General features: G+C 39.6%; 15 protein-coding genes. 4 read left to right on the forward strand and 11 right to left on the reverse strand.

Annotated elements, in window-relative coordinates:
• Positions 1 to 46 precede the first annotated feature (46 nt).
• Positions 47 to 949, forward strand: a complete 903-nt coding sequence (locus R2S57_RS17880; RefSeq protein WP_316846315.1) for a TIGR01777 family oxidoreductase — start codon at positions 47 to 49, stop codon at positions 947 to 949.
• A gap of 195 nt (positions 950 to 1,144) precedes the next feature.
• Positions 1,145 to 2,446, forward strand: a complete 1,302-nt coding sequence (locus tag R2S57_RS17885) for a deoxyribodipyrimidine photo-lyase (RefSeq protein ID WP_316846316.1) — start codon at positions 1,145 to 1,147, stop codon at positions 2,444 to 2,446.
• On the opposite strand, the gene R2S57_RS17890 is transcribed toward R2S57_RS17885, so the two are convergent.
• The 7 genes from R2S57_RS17890 to R2S57_RS17920 form a co-directional block, all read right to left on the reverse strand.
• The gene (locus R2S57_RS17890) at positions 2,436 to 3,323 is read right to left on the reverse strand and encodes an FKBP-type peptidyl-prolyl cis-trans isomerase (protein WP_316846317.1); all 888 of its coding nucleotides are present in this window, start codon (positions 3,321 to 3,323) and stop codon (positions 2,436 to 2,438) included. The genes R2S57_RS17885 and R2S57_RS17890 overlap by 11 nt on opposite strands.
• Positions 3,324 to 3,483: 160 nt before the next feature.
• On the reverse strand, positions 3,484 to 3,930 hold the full coding sequence (locus R2S57_RS17895; RefSeq protein WP_316846318.1) for an FKBP-type peptidyl-prolyl cis-trans isomerase: 447 nt from the start codon (positions 3,928 to 3,930) through the stop codon (positions 3,484 to 3,486).
• Positions 3,931 to 4,252: 322 nt separating this feature from the next.
• Entirely contained in the window at positions 4,253 to 6,046 is a 1,794-nt protein-coding gene (locus R2S57_RS17900) for an acyl-CoA dehydrogenase family protein (RefSeq protein WP_316846319.1), read from the reverse strand.
• A 137-nt stretch (positions 6,047 to 6,183) separates the two neighbouring features.
• A complete protein-coding gene (locus tag R2S57_RS17905) occupies positions 6,184 to 6,558 on the reverse strand; it encodes a four helix bundle protein (RefSeq protein WP_316846320.1) in 375 nt (124 codons plus the stop codon).
• Between the two features lie 73 nt (positions 6,559 to 6,631).
• Positions 6,632 to 7,807 (reverse strand): acetyl-CoA C-acyltransferase, encoded by a 1,176-nt coding sequence (locus R2S57_RS17910; RefSeq protein WP_316846321.1) that lies wholly within the window; start codon positions 7,805 to 7,807, stop codon positions 6,632 to 6,634.
• Positions 7,808 to 8,050: 243 nt separating this feature from the next.
• Positions 8,051 to 10,456, reverse strand: coding sequence for a 3-hydroxyacyl-CoA dehydrogenase/enoyl-CoA hydratase family protein (locus R2S57_RS17915; protein ID WP_316846322.1), 2,406 nt, complete (start codon positions 10,454 to 10,456; stop codon positions 8,051 to 8,053).
• A 76-nt stretch (positions 10,457 to 10,532) separates the two neighbouring features.
• Positions 10,533 to 10,967: a MarR family winged helix-turn-helix transcriptional regulator gene (locus R2S57_RS17920; protein ID WP_316846323.1), complete on the reverse strand. Its 435-nt coding sequence runs from the start codon at positions 10,965 to 10,967 to the stop codon at positions 10,533 to 10,535.
• Between the two features lie 109 nt (positions 10,968 to 11,076).
• Between R2S57_RS17920 and R2S57_RS17925 the strand changes: the two genes are divergently transcribed.
• Positions 11,077 to 12,063 (forward strand): hypothetical protein, encoded by a 987-nt coding sequence (locus R2S57_RS17925; protein ID WP_316846324.1) that lies wholly within the window; start codon positions 11,077 to 11,079, stop codon positions 12,061 to 12,063.
• Between the two features lie 375 nt (positions 12,064 to 12,438).
• Here R2S57_RS17925 and R2S57_RS17930 read toward each other — a convergent pair whose 3' ends face one another.
• From R2S57_RS17930 to R2S57_RS17940, 3 genes are all read right to left on the reverse strand, one after another.
• Positions 12,439 to 13,761, reverse strand: a complete 1,323-nt coding sequence (locus tag R2S57_RS17930; RefSeq protein ID WP_316846325.1) for an OmpA family protein — start codon at positions 13,759 to 13,761, stop codon at positions 12,439 to 12,441.
• A 97-nt stretch (positions 13,762 to 13,858) separates the two neighbouring features.
• Positions 13,859 to 15,580, reverse strand: a complete 1,722-nt coding sequence (gene ggt / locus R2S57_RS17935; RefSeq protein WP_316846326.1) for a gamma-glutamyltransferase — start codon at positions 15,578 to 15,580, stop codon at positions 13,859 to 13,861.
• Positions 15,552 to 17,327 (reverse strand): long-chain fatty acid--CoA ligase, encoded by a 1,776-nt coding sequence (locus tag R2S57_RS17940; protein WP_316846327.1) that lies wholly within the window; start codon positions 17,325 to 17,327, stop codon positions 15,552 to 15,554. Before R2S57_RS17940 ends, ggt begins: the two co-directional genes overlap by 29 nt.
• A gap of 254 nt (positions 17,328 to 17,581) precedes the next feature.
• Here R2S57_RS17940 and R2S57_RS17945 point away from each other — a divergent pair, with 254 nt between their 5' ends.
• Positions 17,582 to 18,046, forward strand: coding sequence for a hypothetical protein (locus R2S57_RS17945; RefSeq protein ID WP_316846328.1), 465 nt, complete (start codon positions 17,582 to 17,584; stop codon positions 18,044 to 18,046).
• Between the two features lie 116 nt (positions 18,047 to 18,162).
• On the opposite strand, the gene R2S57_RS17950 is transcribed toward R2S57_RS17945, so the two are convergent.
• On the reverse strand, positions 18,163 to 19,992 hold the full coding sequence (locus R2S57_RS17950) for a peptidase M61 (protein ID WP_316846329.1): 1,830 nt from the start codon (positions 19,990 to 19,992) through the stop codon (positions 18,163 to 18,165).
• Positions 19,993 to 20,141 lie beyond the last annotated feature (149 nt).

The following is a 20,141-nucleotide window of genomic DNA, read 5'->3' on the forward strand; positions in this document are numbered from 1 at the left end:
AAATCGCATCGAAAAAACCCTTTTGTATCTTTGGTGTTTTAAAAAGATGGCAAAGAAGATTCTGATTACCGGCGCTAGCGGACTTGTGGGTACTGAGCTAAAAAAACACTTATTAAGTAAAGGATACGAGGTGAACACCCTTTCCCGAAAAAAAGGCAACGATCCGACCAATTTTGTTTGGGATGTTTACAAAGGAAGTATTGATGCCAGTTGTTTAAATGGTGTAGATGCCGTTATCCATTTGGCTGGCGAACCTGTAGCAGATAAAAAATGGACGGATGAACGCAAAAAACAGATTATTGATAGCCGTGTAAAATCAACCGAATTACTGTTTAAAACCATCAAATCAAAACCCGATCATCAGATCAAAACATTCGTTTCGGCCTCTGCTGTTGGTTTTTATGGCGATTGCGGTGATGAAATTTTAACAGAAGAAAGCCCCAATGGTTATGGGTTTTTAGCCGAATGCTGTAAACTGTGGGAAGATGCCGTAGATCAGGGCAAAAAATTAAGTCTCAGGATCGTTAAACTCCGCACCGGGATTGTTTTGAGCAATAATGGTGGTGCATTACCCCAACTGGATAAACCAGTAAAATTATTTGTTGGGGCTGCACTCGGTACCGGCAAACAATGGACGCCCTGGTTACACATCGATGATATGGTAGAAATGTATATCGAAGCCCTCGAAAACCTTAAAATGGAAGGCTGCTACAATGCCTGTGCGCCATTCCCGGTAACAAACACCGCCTTAACCAAAGCTATTGCCAAACAACTCCACCGCCCGTTCTGGCCGATCAAAGTACCGAAAAAAGCGTTGGGACTTTTATTGGGAGAACGTGTAGACGCCGTGTTAATGAGCAATAATACCTCAGCACAAAAGATTTTAGATGCAGGATTCAAATTTAAATTCACACATTTGGAGGATGCTTTGAAGGATTTATACAAATAGGTTTATGGTTAATCGGTTAACTGTTTAAATTGGTTAATTGACGCCAAACGCTAAACTAATTTGATCGGTTAAGTGTATAATCGGAACTGGCCGTCATCCTGAATTTATTTCAGGATCTTACCAGTGTATGAGTGCTAAAAGATGCTGACCACGTAGTAGCTATAAGAAAAATTAATTAATTTATAATTCCTCTCAATGACCTCAATATCCATCTGTTGGTTCCGCCGCGATTTACGTTTAGAAGATAACGCCGCTTTATATTATGCGCTAAAAAGTGATTACCCGGTTTTACCATTGTTCATTTTTGACAAGAATATATTGGATAAACTGCCTAAGGATGATGCCCGTGTAACTTTCATTTATCAAACTATTGAAGAGCTGAAGAAAGAACTTCAGCAGCAAGGATCTGATTTACTGGTAAAATATGGCGAACCTGAGAAAATATGGCCTGAAGTTTTAAAGGAATACGATGTTAAGGAGGTGTACACCAATCACGATTATGAGCCATATGCCCGCGAAAGGGATGATAACATGGCTGAATTTTTAAGCAGCGAAAAAATTGCCTTTAAAACGTATAAAGACCATGTTATTTTTGAAAAAAACGAAATTTTAAAGGCCGATAAAACGCCATATACTGTTTTCACTCCTTTTTATAAACAATGGCACGCCAAACTAAACGATTTTTATGTGAAGGCCTATCCAACTAAAAAATATTTCAAAAACTTATTACAAACCAAACATTTAGAAAACCCGGCGTTAAAGGAGATGGGCTTTGAAAAGAGCAAGCTCGATTTCCCGAAAATCAGTTATAAAAGCAAACTGGATGATTACGCTAATGAGCGCGATTTCCCGGCGATAGACGGCACCACACATATTGGCTTGCATTTACGCTTTGGTACCTTAAGCATCAGGAAGGCGGTACGAGATGCCATTGAAGCAAAATCGAATGTATGGCTTTCGGAACTGGCCTGGCGGGAATTTTACATGACCATTCTTTGGCATTTCCCTTACTCCGCTTCCGATTCTTTTAAAAAACAATACGATAAAATTAAATGGCGCAATAACGAAAACGAATTTAAGGCCTGGTGCGAGGGCAATACCGGTTACCCGATTGTGGATGCAGGCATGCGGCAGCTTAACCAAACCGGCTGGATGCACAACCGCGTACGCATGGTTGTGGGCAGTTTTTTATCAAAACACCTGCTGATCGACTGGCGCTGGGGAGAAACCTATTTTGCCGAAAAATTACTGGATTATGAAATGGCCAGTAATGTGGGCGGATGGCAATGGGCGGCAGGCTCCGGAAATGATGCTGCACCCTATTTCAGGGTATTTAACCCCGAACTGCAAACGAAAAAATTCGACCCCAAGTTCGAATACATTAAAAAGTGGGTGCCGGAATTTGGGACAAAAAAATATGCCCAACCAATAGTTGAGCATACTTTTGCAAGAGAAAGGGTTTTAAAAGTTTTTAAGGAAGCTTTATCTACTTCGTAACACTTACGATCTCGATATCAAAATCTAACACAGCATTACCTGGGATTCCATTATAACCACCTTGCCCATAAGCCAGATCAGAAGGAATAAATAACCTGATTTTTGTACCTGCCTTAAAATTCGATAGAATACTCCAACCTTTTATTGTGCCAGCTAGTTCAAGCGAAGTAGCTGTGCCGTTTGTTGAGTCAAATTGAGTTCCATTTAAAAGTCTGCCGGTATAATTTAGAGATAAAGTACTAGAAGGAAGTACCTGGTCTCCAGTTCCCTGTTGAGTAACAATATAACGCACTCTTGAAGGATCCTTTATGGCCGTTAATGAATTGGCAGACAAGAAATTATCCAGTTCCAATTCATCAATTTGATGTATTTTTTGTTGAGAATAAATACCTAGCTCAACAAGAATATTCTCATTAGAACCAATATTTAAAACACTTACCCCATTTTTTCCAAAAGCCAGGTTAGATGGCATAATTAATGTCGCATTACCACCTCTCTTAAGCTTGGTAAGTACCTCTCTGATCGGTGTAAACACATAAGATATATTATTTATATTAAAACGATCTGTATACCCCAAAAAAGTACCCGGTATCATTACATTAGAGGTCTGATTAAGTACCTGACCAGATAAAGTTTTAAATGTGTAAGAATAAAAAACAGAATCCTGATTTTGAAGTACATCGCCAGTACCAGGTGTATTGATTTTATAATAATAGCCTTTTGTATCTCTATCGAAAGTAAGATTATTCTGTTTAAGATATGTCTGGATAGCAGCATCATCTACACTTTCAATAGATTCATAATCCTTTTTACACGAGCTAAAGATGGTAGTAGCCAGTAAAAGTGTAAATAGGCCAAGTTTAGTAAAATTGTTCATTTATTATGGGAAGTCTGTAAGTGTTATAGTTAAATCGTGCACACTAAAATATAATATGTTCAAAATAACCATCATCCGCAAAAATAAGCTTTTAATACGGATGCTACAATTTTTAACCTATTTTAACAAATAGGCTTGTTAGAAACATTTTAGAGTGAAGTTATTGCGCGTTAGAAAGCTGGATGGTAAAATCCAAAACCGAATTGGCAGGAATTGGACCTACGGCACCGCTGCCATAACCTAAAGCTGGTGGAACGATCAACCTGATTTCGCCGCCCTTTTGAATTTTAGGAATGCCTATCCGCCAGCCTTGAATTAATCCTGCAAGATCAAAGGTTTGCTCTTTGCCGCCACCATTATCAAACACATTGCCATTTAACAATCTGCCTTCATATTTGATGGTAATTTTGGTATTGGCTGGATAAGTAAAAGAACCCGAACCCGGTTTAATGATCTCATAATATAAGCCAGAGTTATCTCTAATGGCATTGATATTATTTTGCTTGATAAAATCAGTAATCTGTTTTTCAGGATCTTCATCTTTTTTGCAGGAGGAAACCGCAACTACACATAAAAAGAGTATGGTAAGGAATCTAAATTTAATCATGCCGCGAAAATAAGATTTTAATCTCGTAAAACTAAGGAGTTATATTTTTTTGGGACACGATTTACTACTTCATAGGGTTCTGCAGACGTACATCATACTTTATTTTTTTGAAGTGCTGTCATGCTGAGGCACGAAGCATCTGCAACCGATGAAACAGATGCTTCGTGCCTCAGCATGACAGCATATTATTGGCTTCTGCAGAAAAGATAATGATTTAACCATAAAGCAAATATATTATCAAATGCCACAAAACAAAAAAAGGTTTAGGACCTGAGTTAATGCACCCAAACCCTAAACCTTAAACCCTACACCTTAAACCGGTCTAAAAAATATATTTATTCGCTTCAATAAGCTGTTGCGCAACTCTTTGCCTGGCATCTTTAACATTAAACGGCTCTACTTTAGTAAAACGGCGTAAACCCACCAGCATCATGCGCTGTTCATCACCTTCGGCAAAAGCCCAAAGTGCTTCCTTACCGGCTTTGGCAATACCATCTACAGCTTCTACCAAATAAATCCGTAATAAATCAAGCTGACCTGCAGTGGCTTCCTCTCCGCGGGTGCTTACTAGTTTCTCTGTCCTCAGTAAAGCCGATTCCAATACATAAACGTAACCCGCCATATCGGCAATGTTCATTAAAATTTCCTGCTCTTTACTCAAAGTCATCATTAACTTTTGAACCGCAGCACCAGCCACCATCAAAGTTGCTTTTTTCAAATTCGACAGCACCTTTTTTTCCGCAGCAAATAAAGTGGTGTCTTCTTCTCCAAAATCAGGGATACTCATCAGCTCAGCTGCAACAGCGGTAGCCGGGGTCATTAGGTCTAACTCACCTTTCATCGCGCGCTTCAGCATCATATCCACCGTTAACAAGCGGTTAATTTCGTTTGTACCTTCGAAAATCCTGTTAATCCTTGCGTCACGATAGGCTCTGTCCATAGGCGCATCGGCACTAAAACCCATACCTCCATAAATCTGTACCCCTTCATCTACCGTATAATCCAATGCTTCTGAACCCCAAACTTTTAAAATGGCGCACTCTACGGCAAACTGTTCTACAGATTTTAATCTGGCTTTACCCGATTCCATTCCACCTGCAACCAACTGATCATAAGTATCATCAATATTCTGACCGGCACGGTAGTTTGCGGCATCTACAGCATAAAGCTTAGAGGCAATTTCTGCAATTTTGAAACGGATTGCTCCGTATTTCGAAATCGGGCGACCAAACTGTATCCGCTCATTCGAATAATTAATGGCTGTACTTAAAGTTGCTTTTGATGCACCAATAGCCGCAGCCGATAATTTGATACGGCCTATATTTAAAATGTTTACCGCGATTTTGAACCCGTTTTCGCGTTCGCTTAGCATATTCTCAACAGGAACAGGGCAGTCGTTAAAGAAAACCTGACGGGTTGATGAGCCTTTGATACCCATTTTATGTTCTTCAGGATTCATCGTGATGCCGCCGAATTCTTTCTCCACAATAAATGCGGTTAAGTTTTTATCATCGTCTATCTTAGCAAATACGATAAAGATATCAGCAAAACCACCGTTAGTGATCCACATTTTCTGCCCGGTGATGATGTAATGTTTACCATCTTCGCTCAGCTTGGCTTTGGTTTTACCCGAATTGGCATCCGAACCCGAATTTGGTTCTGTTAAACAATAGGCTGCTTTCCACTCACCCGAACCTAGTTTAGGGATATATTTTGCTTTCTGTTCTTCATTACCATAATACAAAATGGGCAGCGTACCAATTCCGGTATGTGCAGAAAGTGCAACAGCGAAAGAGTGTCCTGCCCCTACCACATCGGCTACCAGCATGGAAGTGTTGAAGTTTTTACCGAAACCTCCATATTCTTCAGGTACCGAAACGCCTAAAATACCCAGTTCGCCAGCTTTGGTTAAAAGTGTTGGCATTAACTCAGGATCTTCCTGTTTATCAATTTTATCTAAATTGGGATAAACTTCCGAAGCCAAAAAATCGCGACAGGTTTGTGCAATCATTTGCTGCTCTTCGTCAAATTCTTCAGGGATAAATACTTCCTGATAAGTGGTGTCTTTAATTAAAAATTCTCCACCTTTAATTGTCTTTTTTTCAGTTGTTTCCATTGTTATGAGATTTGAGAAATGAGATTTGAGATTTGAGACCGGCTCAAATTCAAACTCAAATCGTTTATTATTTAGATTTGAGACATTAGATTTGAGAGGTGAGAGGGTGATTGATCTCGAATCTCAAATCTAGCTTCTCACATCTTTTTCACATTTATTTTCTTATCCAGCATTTGCTGAAAACCGTACGTCATTTTTTGTAACTCATCAATTTGAGTTAACAAGGGATCTAAAATTTCAGATTCAAGAATTGCCAGCCTATTGGCTATTACCAGTTGAGTTTGCAATTCATACGAAGATCCATTTGCTATTCCCAAAAAGTGATTAAACTCTTTAATTGAATTTCTTCCTGCTCCTTCAGCAATGTTAGATGGAATTGAGACAGCTGCCCGTCGAGACTGACTTGTTAACCCAAAGCGCTCATCATTTGGAAAAGTTGAAGTTGCTTTGTAAACATCAACAGCCAAATCAATTGCTTTATTCCAGATTTTTAACTCTTTTAAATTATTCATTTTATATAAAATTTATCTGGCGCAGGCAATGAACGGATGCATTTTCTCAAGTCTCACATCTAAAATCTCAAATCTAGAGAAGTTCAAAAATCCCTGCGGCGCCTTGTCCTGTTCCTACGCACATCGTTACCATTCCGTATTTCTTATTTTGCCTTTTAAGCTCATTCATGATCTGGACGGTTAATTTTGCTCCTGTACAACCCAGCGGGTGACCTAATGCAATTGCGCCACCATTTACGTTAATCACTTCAGGATTTAAATCCAAGGTTCTAATTACGGCCAAGGATTGTGATGCAAAAGCTTCGTTCAGCTCTATTAAGTCGATATCTTCTTTTTTCAATCCAGCTTGTTTCAATGCTTTTGGAATCGCCTCAATCGGGCCAATACCCATAATCCGCGGTGGAACGCCTGCAATACCATAACTTACAAGCCTTGCAATCGGTTCGGCATTGAGCTCTTTCATTTTCTTTTCCGAAACCACCAAAACGAAAGCTGCACCATCGGATGTTTGCGAAGAATTACCAGCAGTTACACTGCCAACGGCATCAAATACAGGTTTCAGTTTAGCCAGTTTATCTAAGGTGGTATCTGCACGAGGACCTTCATCGGTATCTACCACGTAAGAGCGGGTTTTCTTTTTAAGATTCGCATCCAGGTAGTTCTCATTTACCGTGATTGGTAAAACGCCATCTTTTAAATGACCATTTTTAATGGCATGGATGGCTTTCTCGTGAGATTTTAATGAAAAAGCATCCTGATCTTCGCGACTCACATTGTATTCTTTGGCTACGGCTTCGGCGGTTAAACCCATTCCCCAATACCAATCAGGATTGTTTTTGGCTACCTCTGCATTTGGCACCAATTTCCAGCCACCAAAAGGCATTCCGCTCATCACTTCTACCCCACCGGCGATAATACAATCGGCCATGCCTGCCTTAATTCGGGCAACAGCTGTAGCAATGGTATCTAAACCTGATGCACAATAACGGTTTACGGTAACCCCCGGAACTTTATCAGTATCCAGGCCCATCAGCGAAATCATACGGCCAATATTTAAGCCCTGTTCTGCTTCTGGTGTAGCGTTACCTACTATAACATCATCAATCTGTTCATTATTTAAATTCGGAACCGATGCCACTAAAGCCCTGATTACTTCTGCGGCTAAATCATCAGCTCTTGTAAAACGGAATACGCCACGGGGTGCTTTGCCCACTGCTGTACGATATCCGGCTATAATATATGCTTCCATTTTTATTTAGTATCTAGTAGCGCGTGTTTTTAGTAATAAGTATCAAGTATTGAGACACATTTTTTTACTTTAACCAAATCATCGCTTTGTTAGTAGCCAGTAGCGAGAATCAAGTATCAAGACCGGACTCTTGCGCTATTTATTTTGTTAATTTCTATCTGTAAATCTTTTCATTCAACATTCACATCTTGATACTCCTATCTTGGTACTTGATACTCATATCCTGATACTCATGCCTCACATCTAATTCCTCAACGGTTTCCCTTTTGTAATAATGCTCTGGATCCGCTCTAACGATTTACGCTCGCCTGCAAGGGATAAAAATGCTTCTCTTTCCAGATCCAACAGGTATTGTTCGGTTACTTCTGTTGGGGAGGATAAATCGCCGCCACACATGACATAACCTAATTTTTCGGAGATTTTTTTATCGTGCTCAGAAATGAAGTGCCCGGCATACATACTGTTCGCTCCTGCATATACAATCCCTAAACCCTGCTTGCCCAAAACTTTAATATCGTTCCGTTGTACAGGTTTGGTATATCCCGCATCGGCCAGCTCAATTGCTTTTGCTTTTGCATCGGCCAATAAACGGTTGCGGTTCATCGAGATTGAGAATTTATCTTTTTGCAGATACCCCAGTTCATAGGCTTCGTAACCTGAAGTAGAAACTTTAGCCATTCCGATAGTTAAGAAACGGTCTTTCAGGGCATTTTGCACAATCTGATCATCTTTATATTCATCAGATGCGCGTAGTGCAAACTCTTTTGTTCCACCGCCGCCAGGGATCACACCTACACCAAACTCAACCAAGCCCATATACGTTTCGGCTGATAGCTGAACATGATCGGCATGTAAACTGAACTCGCAGCCTCCGCCCAAAGTTAAATTATGCGGTGCCACCACAACCGGAATAGAAGAATACCGGATACGCATCGAAGTATTCTGAAACATACGGATGGCCATATTCAATTCGTCCCACTCCTGCTCAACCGCCATCATAAAAATCATTCCCACATTTGCACCGGCAGAAAAATTAGCCCCATCGTTGCCGATCACCAAACCACGGTAATCCTTCTCGGCCATATCTATGGCTTTGTTGATTCCCGAAATCACATCGCCACCAATGGTATTCATTTTGGTGTGGAACTCTACATTCAAAATGCCATCACCTAAATCGATGATGGAGACACCTGAGTTTTTCCAAAGGGTTTTATTTTCGCGAAGGTTATCTAAAATGATAAACTCATCGGTTCCCGGTAAAGCTTTATAGCTTTTAGAAGGGATATCGTAATACTTTTTAACGCCGTTTTCTACCTTATAAAATGAAGTGTTTCCGGCATCAAGCATTTCGTGCACCCATGCCGCAGCTTTGTTGCCATATTGCTCCATTCCTTCGATAGCTTCTTTAACGCCAACGGCATCCCAAAGTTCGAAGGGACCGAGTTCCCAACCAAAACCTGCGCGCATGGCATCATCGATACGATACAGTTCGTCTGAAATTTCAGGGATACGATCGGATACATATTCGAACAATCCAAATGAAGAATGGCGGAACAATTCGCCGGCCTTATCTTTTCCTTTTGCAAAAACCTTCATCCGTTCACGAAGATTCTCAATCGGTTTGGTCAGTTCTAAAGTTGCCGATTTTACCTTCTGCTGAGGTTTATATTCTAAAGTCTTTAAATCAAGCGCCAGGATTTCGGTTTTGCCATCTGCTGTTTTGGTCTTTTTATAGAAACCCTGTTTGGTTTTATCACCAAGCCATTTGTGCTCTTCCATTTTTTGCACATAAGCAGGAAGTTTAAACAAATCGTGTGCTTTATCATCCGGGCAATTGTCGTAAAGGCCCTTGGCAACTTTGATCATGGTATCCAAACCAACTACATCCGAAGTACGGAAAGTAGCCGATTTTGGTCTGCCCAGTGCGGGGCCAGTAAATTTGTCAACCTCTTCTACTGTTAAGTCAAGTTTCTCTACCAGATGCAAAAGCGCCATGATCGAATAAACACCTACGCGGTTGGCAATAAAAGCCGGGGTATCTTTACATAAAACGGTTGTTTTTCCTAAAAACTTGTCGCCATAATGCATCAAAAAATCTACAATTTCAGGTTGCGTATGTGGCGTTGGGATAACCTCCAGTAATTTTAAATAACGGGGCGGATTAAAAAAGTGTGTACCGCAGAAATGCGATTTAAAATCTTCGCTTCTTCCCTCAGCCATTAGGTGGATGGGAATACCAGAAGTATTTGAGGTAATTAAAGTGCCCGGTTTGCGGAATTGCTCTACCTGCTCGAAAACTTTTTTCTTGATATCCAGATTTTCAACAACAACTTCAATTACCCAATCGTAACCGGCAATTCTCGGCATATCATCATCGAAATTTCCCGTCTTGATTTTATTTAATGCTTTCTTGGTATAAACCGGTGATGGATTTGTTTTTACAGCAGTTTGCAAAGCCGTATTTACAATCCGGTTTTTGACAGCTGGGTTATCCAGTGTTAATCCTTTTGCCTGCTCTTCGGGGCTCAGCTCTTTGGGGGCAATATCCAACAGCATAACCTCTACACCGATATTGGCGAAGTGGCATGCAATACGCGATCCCATAATACCCGAACCTAAAACGGCAACTTTATTAATGCTTCGTTTCATTATATATTTGCTTTTCAGTAGTCTGATAGCACCATTTTATGTAGTACCTACCAAACAGGTTTGATTATTATACTTATTAATCAACAGTATAGGCTACCGTGATATCATTTAGTTTGATCAACAGATTAATAAAAGTCTCTTTCTCTTTTTTAGAGAAATGCTCATCGAGATATTCATTAAATTTCCGAACAACACCCTTGGCCAATTGTTTCTTCTCCTTACCAAAATCGGTCAGGAAAACCTTTACTGAACGTTTATCTCCTGCAGAGGTTTCGCGGTAAATGAGATTGGCTTCTTCCATATTGTTTAACATGCGTGACAAACTCGTGGCTTTAACACCCAGCAAAGCGGCTAAATTTGAAACCGCGGTCCCCTCGGCATCATCTATATTAATCAGCATATACCCAATGGCCTGTGTAATCCCAAAACTGGAGGCCATTTGATTGTACTTATTAAACATATTTTGCCAGGCAAACTTAACGTGGTAATCTATGGTTTGTTGTTGTTTCATTTTTGTTAATTTATTATGCTTGCATAACAAAGCTAATGAATGTATTTTGTTAATGCAATAGAAAAATTCAAAATAATTGTCAAAATTTTCCTATTATGGACCAGCACAAATGAAAACATCCAATATGTTAAATGTAAAAGGAATATTCCTGTTCAGTCTGTTTATTTTATACAGCAGCATTTGCCAAAGCCAGGTCGCTTACTTTGGGAAAAGTCTCGCAAACAGTCAAAAACTAGAGACTTTTAAAAAAACAACAACCTTGTTTACGTTACAGTATACCGATTACGCCGAACTGGAAAAGTTTGATCAGGCCATTAAAAAAACATGGACCATTACCCCGTATAAAATTATTAAGCCCGAAGACCTTGCCCGGTATGATACATTAGCGAATTATTCTTTTTTCTATTTCGATGGATACGCCGAAAAATTGGATACTACAACCAATATAAATGTAGTGTATGCATTAAAATTAGTAAGCCCATCAAAAAAACCCAAGGTTAAGGAAGAAAGCGTACTGGCCACTGTTAATCTTTTTGCTGACCAGAATACCAATCTGCTGGTTGAAACGCAGGATCAGCAATTCGGCTCAAAAAGAAGTATAAAAAACAATTTGTTATCCAATCTTTATAACAAGTCTAATTTCCTTAACTGGTCGCCAGGTTTGTTAGCAGGTTATTTAAAACAGATCAATGATGGATTGCTTGCGAATGAAAACTGTAGTATAGATTACCAGTTTTATAATAAAATACGTCTACCCGAACTGGCAAAGGAAACCTTGTATGTGCCCGAATATATTAAACAGGTATTTTCATCAAGACTGGCGTTATTACCTCCATCAGGCATCATTGCTGAACCTTATAATTACAAACTCAAATTTATTCCCTACAAAGCACTCGACAGTTTAATTTTGAATAAAGACACACCGATCAAATACGTGGTTTATACCCAAAGGTCTGATGATAAAATAATCAGTGTTTATGACAGTAAAGACGATAAAATTATCTATCAACGCTTTTATCCGCAATCGCCAAATTTTGAGATGAATGATTTAAGTGAGATTAAAAAAGTAATTGTATCGCTTAGTTCGCTAAAATAAAATCTCGTTAACGAGCTAAATCGCAGTCATTCTGCAGGCTTGAAGAATCTTCTACAGATGAATCACTGCCATTTTATTTAACAGTTTACCTTTTAAAAAAGATATTAGTGTGGAAGTGACATTTCCACACCGAGAGGTCATTCCGAATTAATTCGGGATCTTAATGCTTTAGTAGGGTTTATTAGCTTGTCCATTGAGCTAAAAATATATCTAAAAAGATCCTTCATTGCATTCAGGATGACAAATCCAGATAGATTAAATTTACTGACAACAGCAAATAAGCTAATTCATTAAAATCCCGAAAAAGGTAGTTTTGGGATATAAAAAAAGCGCCCCCATAATCAGGGCGCTTTTAAGGTATGTTAAAAAACCAGACTAGTAAAGCGTAAACTCTACACGACGGTTTTGTTGACGACCAGCTGCTGTTTTGTTGGTAGCAATTGGTTGGCCCATGCCGTAACCTGTAGCCTCAATGCGTGATGCATTTGCACCTTGAGAAACTAAATAAGCTTTTACAGATTCTGCTCTGTCTTTTGATAAACGTAAGTTTAATTCTTTCGAACCTGTATTATCCGTGTGACCAGCTAATTTTAAACTGAAGTTTTTCTGAACCAATAATCCAGCAACTCTGTTTAATGATGCAAAAGATTTAGAACGGATAGTAGCTTTACCTAAATCGAATTCTAAGTTCTTAATGGCATCTTTAACAACTTTACGGTCTTCTTCTGTTACGATTACTTTTTCGACAACTTTTTCTGGTGTTTTTAATGGACATCCAGAACCGTCTACTACAGTACCTGCAGGTGTATCAGGACATTTATCCAATTTATCAGCAACACCATCGCCATCAGTATCTTTTAAGATATCGTTAAGTTCAGCACGTAATTTTGCATTGTCGGCTTTTTGGGCGTTCAAATCTGATTTTAAACCTTCTGCAGTTTGTTTTGCTTTTAAAGCTTCATCATAAGTTAAAGCTACGGGATTGTGGAAAGCCAGTTGTTTTCCGCTTCCTAAAGCAAATTCTAAACCAGCATAAGCGTAATTGTATTTGTCGCTTCCGTTTCTGTAGTAACCATCTAAGTTATCACCATCAAGAAAATTGATTGTCCAGCCTAAATCTAAATTAACAGCATCAGAAATTTTAAATTTCGCGCCTAATCCAACCGGGATAATTAATTCGTGAATATTATCACCGCCATTAAGCTCGGTAGTTCCGGTAGCTGTAGTAATGGTTGGTTTATAACCAGCAATACCAGCACCAGCTGAAGCATAAAGCTGCAAAGTGTTCTCTTTTTTAAACATATCGATATTGAACATGTTTACTACAGCATTCAAACTTCCTGAATACGACAATTCTGTATCGAAAGATTTTACAGGAGAATTGTTTACCAAACCACTTTCATAAGGTTCTGTATTGTCGCCTTTTAATTTACCACGCACTCCGTCTAAACGTAGCGAGAAATAAGGTGTAAATTGTTTTTTGATGTAAAGGCCATAACCTAAACTCGATTTATTGTTACTAAAATCGTTTTTGCCTCCAAGTGGAGATAACGGGGTTAATACACCTGCGTTAACACCAATCGACCATGTTCTGAACGTCGTTGTTGAAGTTGCAGGGCTCTCTTGAGCGGAGGCAACCGATCCGATTAATAAACCAGCAAGTGCAACCGGTAGTGTTCTAAATAGTTGTAATTTCATAAGATTTCTATTTTAACGTTGAATAAGCGTTATTCAACCTTTACAATAGCCATACCAAAAATACAAACTTGTAGAAATACTTATCCACTTTTCAACACTAATAGCCTATGGCTTTATCGTCGCCCCGCGGGTCGGCACCGCCCTGATAATTACCCCATTTGGTTTTTAAAATGGCATCAACTCTTCCTATTGGCCCCCGAACCTCAATTTTATAACCTTTTAATTTCAATTTTTCTATTGCCGAACTATCAACTGCGTCCTTTTCTACATACACCTCATCGGGTAACCATTGGTGATGAAACTTTTTTGCAGCTACCGCAGATTGCATCGACATGTCGAAATCTATTACATTGATAATGGTCTGGAATACAGAGGTAATAATGGTCGATCCGCCCGGCGTGCCCACCACCATAAACAATTTCCCATCTTTCTCTACAATACTGGGCGTCATAGAGCTTAACATTCTTTTATTAGGTGCAATGGCATTGGCTTCGCCGCCAACCAAACCATACATATTCGGTGCGCCTGGTTTAACAGAAAAATCGTCCATTTCGTTGTTGAGCAGAAAACCTGCCCCTTTTACGGCAACCAACGATCCGTAAGAACCATTTAAGGTAGTCGTAATCGAAACAGCATTTCCATCGCGGTCTACAATAGAGAAATGTGTGGTTTCTTCGTGTTCTGTGCCTTTAATTTCGCCAGCCAATACCGCACTGCTTGGTGTTGCCGCAGCCCAGTTAAAATTTGCCATGCGGTTTTTATTGTATTCGGCGCTTAACATCTGCTGCTGTGGAACGGCATAAAAATCGGGATCGCCTAAATGTGTGGCACGATCGGCATACACCCTTCTTTCAGCTTCTACAATTACCTGAACGGTAGAATCGGCATTATGCCCCCATCTTTTTAGCGGAAAAGGTTCTACAGATTGTAACAACTGAATCAAAGCAATACCCCCGCTCGAAGTTGGCGGCATGGTAATAATTTTATAACCTCTGTAATCCCCCGTAATGGGTTTACGCCAGGCCGAATGATAATTTTTTAAATCTGCTTTGGTAATTAAACCTTTGCCACGCTGCATTTCTGCCACAACCGAATCGGCTACCGCACCTTCGTAAAAACCTGCCCTACCTTTTTCCTGAATCAATTTTAAGGTATTGGCCAATTCTTTTTGAACCAATACGGCATTTTCCTGCCAGGTACTTTCTAAATTAACAAAGGCTGTTCCGTTGGGATTGAAAGCCATGAATTTTCTATGCAGGCTATTCAGTTCACTTGATTGCCTTTTGGTGATTTTAAAACCATTTTGCGCCAAATCTATCGCTGGCTGCAATACCTGCGCCCAGGATAACTTGCCGTATTTTTTATGCGCCTCTACCATGCCATCAACAGATCCAGGAACTCCGGCGGCCAAAAGTCCATAAAGGCTTTTATCTACTATTGGGTTACCCGCCGAATCGAGATACATATCCCTACTGGATGCTACAGCTGCTTTCTCTCTAAAATCTAAGGCGTTGATTTCGCCATTCGCCCCGCGGTATACCATAAAACCACCGCCACCAATATTCCCGGCATTTGGGTAAACTACGGCAAGTGCAAACTGAACAGCCACTGCGGCATCAATAGCATTGCCTCCCTTTTTTAAAATATCTATCCCCACCTGCGATGCTTCCGGATGAGCAGAAACCACCATCCCATTTTTATATTCGCCACTATTGTTTTTACCCAATTGTCCGGTTACGCAACCAGCCAACAGTACAACACTGATGAGGTATATTAACGACCTTTTAAAATTATTGAGGGGCTTTATAGTTTTCTGCATCTTTATATATTTTTTCGATTACCGCATTGTTTTTCTCGGTAATTACTTTTCTTTTCAAACTCAATTTTGGGGTGAGCTCGCCACCATCGATACTCCACTCTTTTGGTAAAAGGGCAAATCTTTTTACTTGTTCCCATTTGCCAAAATCTACACTTGCCGCTTCTATCACCTCATTGTATTTGGTTAACACCTGCTCGTTTTTAATAATCTCTTCGTTCGAGGTAAAAGTAATGCCTTTTCTGCCCGCCCAGGTTTTTAAAGTTTCGAAATTTGGAACAATCAGCGCTGAAGGAAATTTTCTGTTTTCGCCCAACACCATAATCTGTTCGATAAAAATCGACTCCTTATATTTATTTTCCAGCATTTGTGGGGCAACGTATTTACCTCCTGCTGTTTTAAACATTTCTTTTTTACGGTCGGTGATTCTCAAGAAGCGGTTATCAACCAATTCGCCAATATCCCCTGTGTGGAACCAGCCTTCTTTGTCAACAGCTTCATCGGTTAAATCAGGGCGGTTGTAATAGCCTTTCATCACCTGATGCCCACGGGTTAAAACTTCGCCATCCTGTGCAATTTTAACTTCCACACCTTTAATTACTTCCCCAACCGATCCGAACATCGTTCCACCGAAATGGTTAACCGTAATTACCGGCGAAGTTTCTGTTAATCCATAACCTTCGAAAACCGGCATACCTGCTGCCCAGAAAATCCTGGCCAAACGTGGATTTAAAGCTGCACCTCCCGATACAATAACTACAATTTCACCTCCCAGCGCTTCCTGCCACTTTTTAAAAACCAGTTTACGGGCAATACCCAGTTTAAAATTATACCAGGCTCCTGCATCAATGGTATATTTTTCGGCCAAAGCTACCGACCAGAAGAAAATGCCTTTTTTAATCCCAGTTAATGCTTTTCCCTTCTCCATAATCTTATCGTACACTTTTTCAAGCAAACGTGGTACGGTAGAGAATGCATTGGGTTTAACCTGCTGGATATCGGCCACAATGGTATCCATACTTTCGGCATAATAAACCCCGGTATAATTAAACAAGTATAAATAAATGATCATCCGTTCGAAAATGTGCGATAAAGGCAAAAAGCTTAATCCTTTTTTAACGCCTTCGGGCATGACCACCGCCGAATTGACAAAGTTTGCCACGAGGTTGTTGTGCGTTAACATTACCCCTTTTGGCGTACCTGTGGTACCAGAGGTATAAATTAAAGTTAAAATATCTTCGGGTGCTACTTTATCGCGGTATTCGTCTAAGTTGATTTCTGTATCTGCCTTACCGGCCTCAATCAATACATTCCAATTTTCGGCTTCGTTAATCTCGTCAAAGCTATAAATTTTGATACCGGGGTTTACCGCATCGGCACAGGGTTTAATCTTTTTATACAGTTCTTCGTCAGCTACGAAAATGATGGAAATCTCTGCATCCTTTAATATAAACTGAATATCGTGTTCGGCAAGGGTTGGGTACAAAGGAATCTGGTACGCACCGATCTGGTTCGCCGCAAAATCTGCAATGTTCCACTCGGGTCTGTTGTGCGACATTACCGCAACCCTACCCCCTTTGGCAATTCCCTGTTTAATCAATCCACGGCTCAGGTGATCTACAGCAGTACAAAAATCGGCTGTACTATAATTAATCCATTTTCCCTTAATTTTTCCGCTGATGAACTCTTGCTTAGGATTTTCGAGGCTATATTTCAAAAGATCAAAAACCCGTTTAATTTCTGCCGCCATATGAATCGTATAATATTTGGTTAAGTTAAAAAATCAAACATAAAGATTGATATCTATATGCTTTTTTTACTAAAAATAATACCTCACGATCAATAAATCGTTGTATTTATTTCCACTAAAAAATATTTAAATAAACTTAGTGATTACAAAATTACTATGCAAGCATTGTTTTTTATCATTTTAGATTTTGACCCAAAAAACATAAACGGCATCAAAGTTGTTAGGCTGATAATTATTTACAAAACATTTAAAATATGAAAAAGTTATTTACAATTTTAGGATGCATTGCATTGTTTGCCCTTACGACTACAACCGTTAAAGCTCAAAACTATAAAACCGGATTGGGTTTGGGTATAGACTTTGGAGATGGCGCTACATTGGTTGGACCTTCGATCAGACATCACTTCAGCTCGAAAGCAGCCATTCAAGGTGACGTTTTATTTGGTGGAAACTCTACCATCATCCAAGCTTTTCTTCAATACAATTCTTCAATCCCTGGAGCAAAAGGTTTGGACTGGTATTTAGGTGGTGGTCCGTCTATTCAGTTGTACGATGGTGGTTCTAGCTTTTATTTGGTTCCGATGGTTGGTTTAGATTACAAATTCTCTGGCGCACCATTGGCATTGGCTTTAGACTGGAGACCAAGACTTTATATTGGAAGCAACGATAGCGATTTTAACGCTGGTAGATTTGGCCTAGGCTTTAGATATACTTTCTAGGCATAGCGCGGAGCGTAAAGCATTACACAAAAAATCCCGTGAGAAATTCATCTTACGGGATTTTTTTATGGAGCATTAAGTCAACTGTAAATTGACAACTTTTAACTGTAAACTGGCTAAACCCCTGTCCATTTTTTTAACACCGTCTTTTGCGCTGGTGTTGCATTTTCGTTTACGGTTGCTTTTAAACGTACGCTTGGGTTTTCTTTAAGGGTTAAAGAAATTTCTTTTTCTAAGCCATCGCGTTTAACTTTTAGTTTCAATACGTCGCCGATATTCTTTTTGGCTACCAAGGGCAATACATCCAGTGATAATAACGGGCTTTTTAACCTTATCGTTGATAATGCATCACTCAATGAGGTATCATCTAAACTCAATACCACATCGTTCACATTTAATCCGCTGATCCAGGCTGCCGAGTTTCTTGTTGTGGAAGTAATCACCAGGCCTTCGTTGGTTAACTGACCAGAAGCCCCTGTAACCGGTTTACCCGGCGTTGCATTTTCTGTTGAAACATCAACACCAGCATAACCGAAGTATTTTACATATTCGGCATCATCTACGCCATTTACATATTTCGCCCAGAAATTGGTGAAGCTTATTCCTGAGATTTTTTCTACCATTGCTTTAAATTCCGCATCGGTATAACCACGTTTCAATGTTTTGCACTGTAAATACATGGCTTTCATTACATCGTCCAAACTTTTGGTGCCTTTTGTTGCATTGATGATTTCGAGATCCATTAAAATTCCGATTACCTCTCCTTTATTATAATAAGAGATAGAATTGTTTTTAGAGTTCTCATTCGGGCGGTAGCCGATAATCCAGGCATCGTAACTGGAAGCAGCTGCCGATTGGTATTTTGCACCCGGTGTATTTAATACGGTTGCCACACCACCAGCCAGATCTTTCAAAAACTCATTTACATCTGTAAAACCAGCTCGGTGAACATATTTATTTTCGTAATATGAGGTAAAACCTTCGGCTACCCAAAGATTGGTGGTATAATTCTCATTGTCGTAATCGAACGGGCCTAATGCCACCGGGCGTAAGCGTTTCACATTCCAAAGGTGATGATACTCATGCGCCACCAAACTCAAAAAGCCTTTGTATCCTTCGGCAGTATTATAAGCATTTCTACTTGCCCCCAGGGTAGTAGAGTTTAAATGCTCTAAGCCGCCGCCACCTTTTAAGAAATTGTGTACAATAAAAAGATAATATTTATTTGGATTTTCGCCATAAACCGCAGTTTCCTGTTCTACAATTTTGGCCATATCTATTTTAAGTTTTTCTTTATCGTAATTACCGCCACCGTACATGGCTACCTCATGGCGAACACCAGAAGCCGTAAATTCGAAAATATCCTGGTTACCTACTTCAATAGGGCTATCGTAAAGAATATCAAAGTCAGTAGCTTTATAAGTAAACTGTTCACCCGCAACAGGCGTTAAACCGGTTGATACTTTACTCCAGCTGTTAAATGGAACAATTTTTACGGTACTTGGCGATTTAATCATCCCATCAGGATGCATAAAAATACCTGTTGGCGATAAAAAAGCATGAGATTCGTCGATAAAAGGGGTACGTACCGAAATTTCGAATGCATAAACACGGTAATTGATCTGAATTTTTGCCGCTTTTGCCGAGAAAATCCTCCAGGTATTTTTCCTTACCTTTTCTACCTTAACGGTTTTACCTCCAGCGGTAGCTTTAAATTCTTCAACACTCTTTTCGAACTCACGTACCAAATAAGAACCCGGTGTCCAAACTGGCATTTTTACATCAACGTAATCTTTTGCCAATCCAGAAATATTCATCTGAACTTCGGCATAATGTGCTTGTGGTTCCTTAAAGGAAACCTCAAAGCCTATCTTTACTTGCGCCTTCGCTGCCATAATACACGTTAGTAGTAAAACTAAACTTAAAATTGATTTTTTATTAAACATATTCACTTGTTTTGCTGCAAATTTATGTTTATTGATCAGGTTTTAGAACAAAATAGCTAAATGTGGTGTAAAATAGTTGTTTCGCTTCGCCTTGCGTATAGCGTTTGGTGATTGGCGGAATGCAAAGAAAACTTTGGCACTTCAAGCCT

Source organism: Pedobacter psychrodurus (assembly GCF_032678585.1).
GTDB classification, from domain to species: domain Bacteria; phylum Bacteroidota; class Bacteroidia; order Sphingobacteriales; family Sphingobacteriaceae; genus Pedobacter; species Pedobacter psychrodurus_A.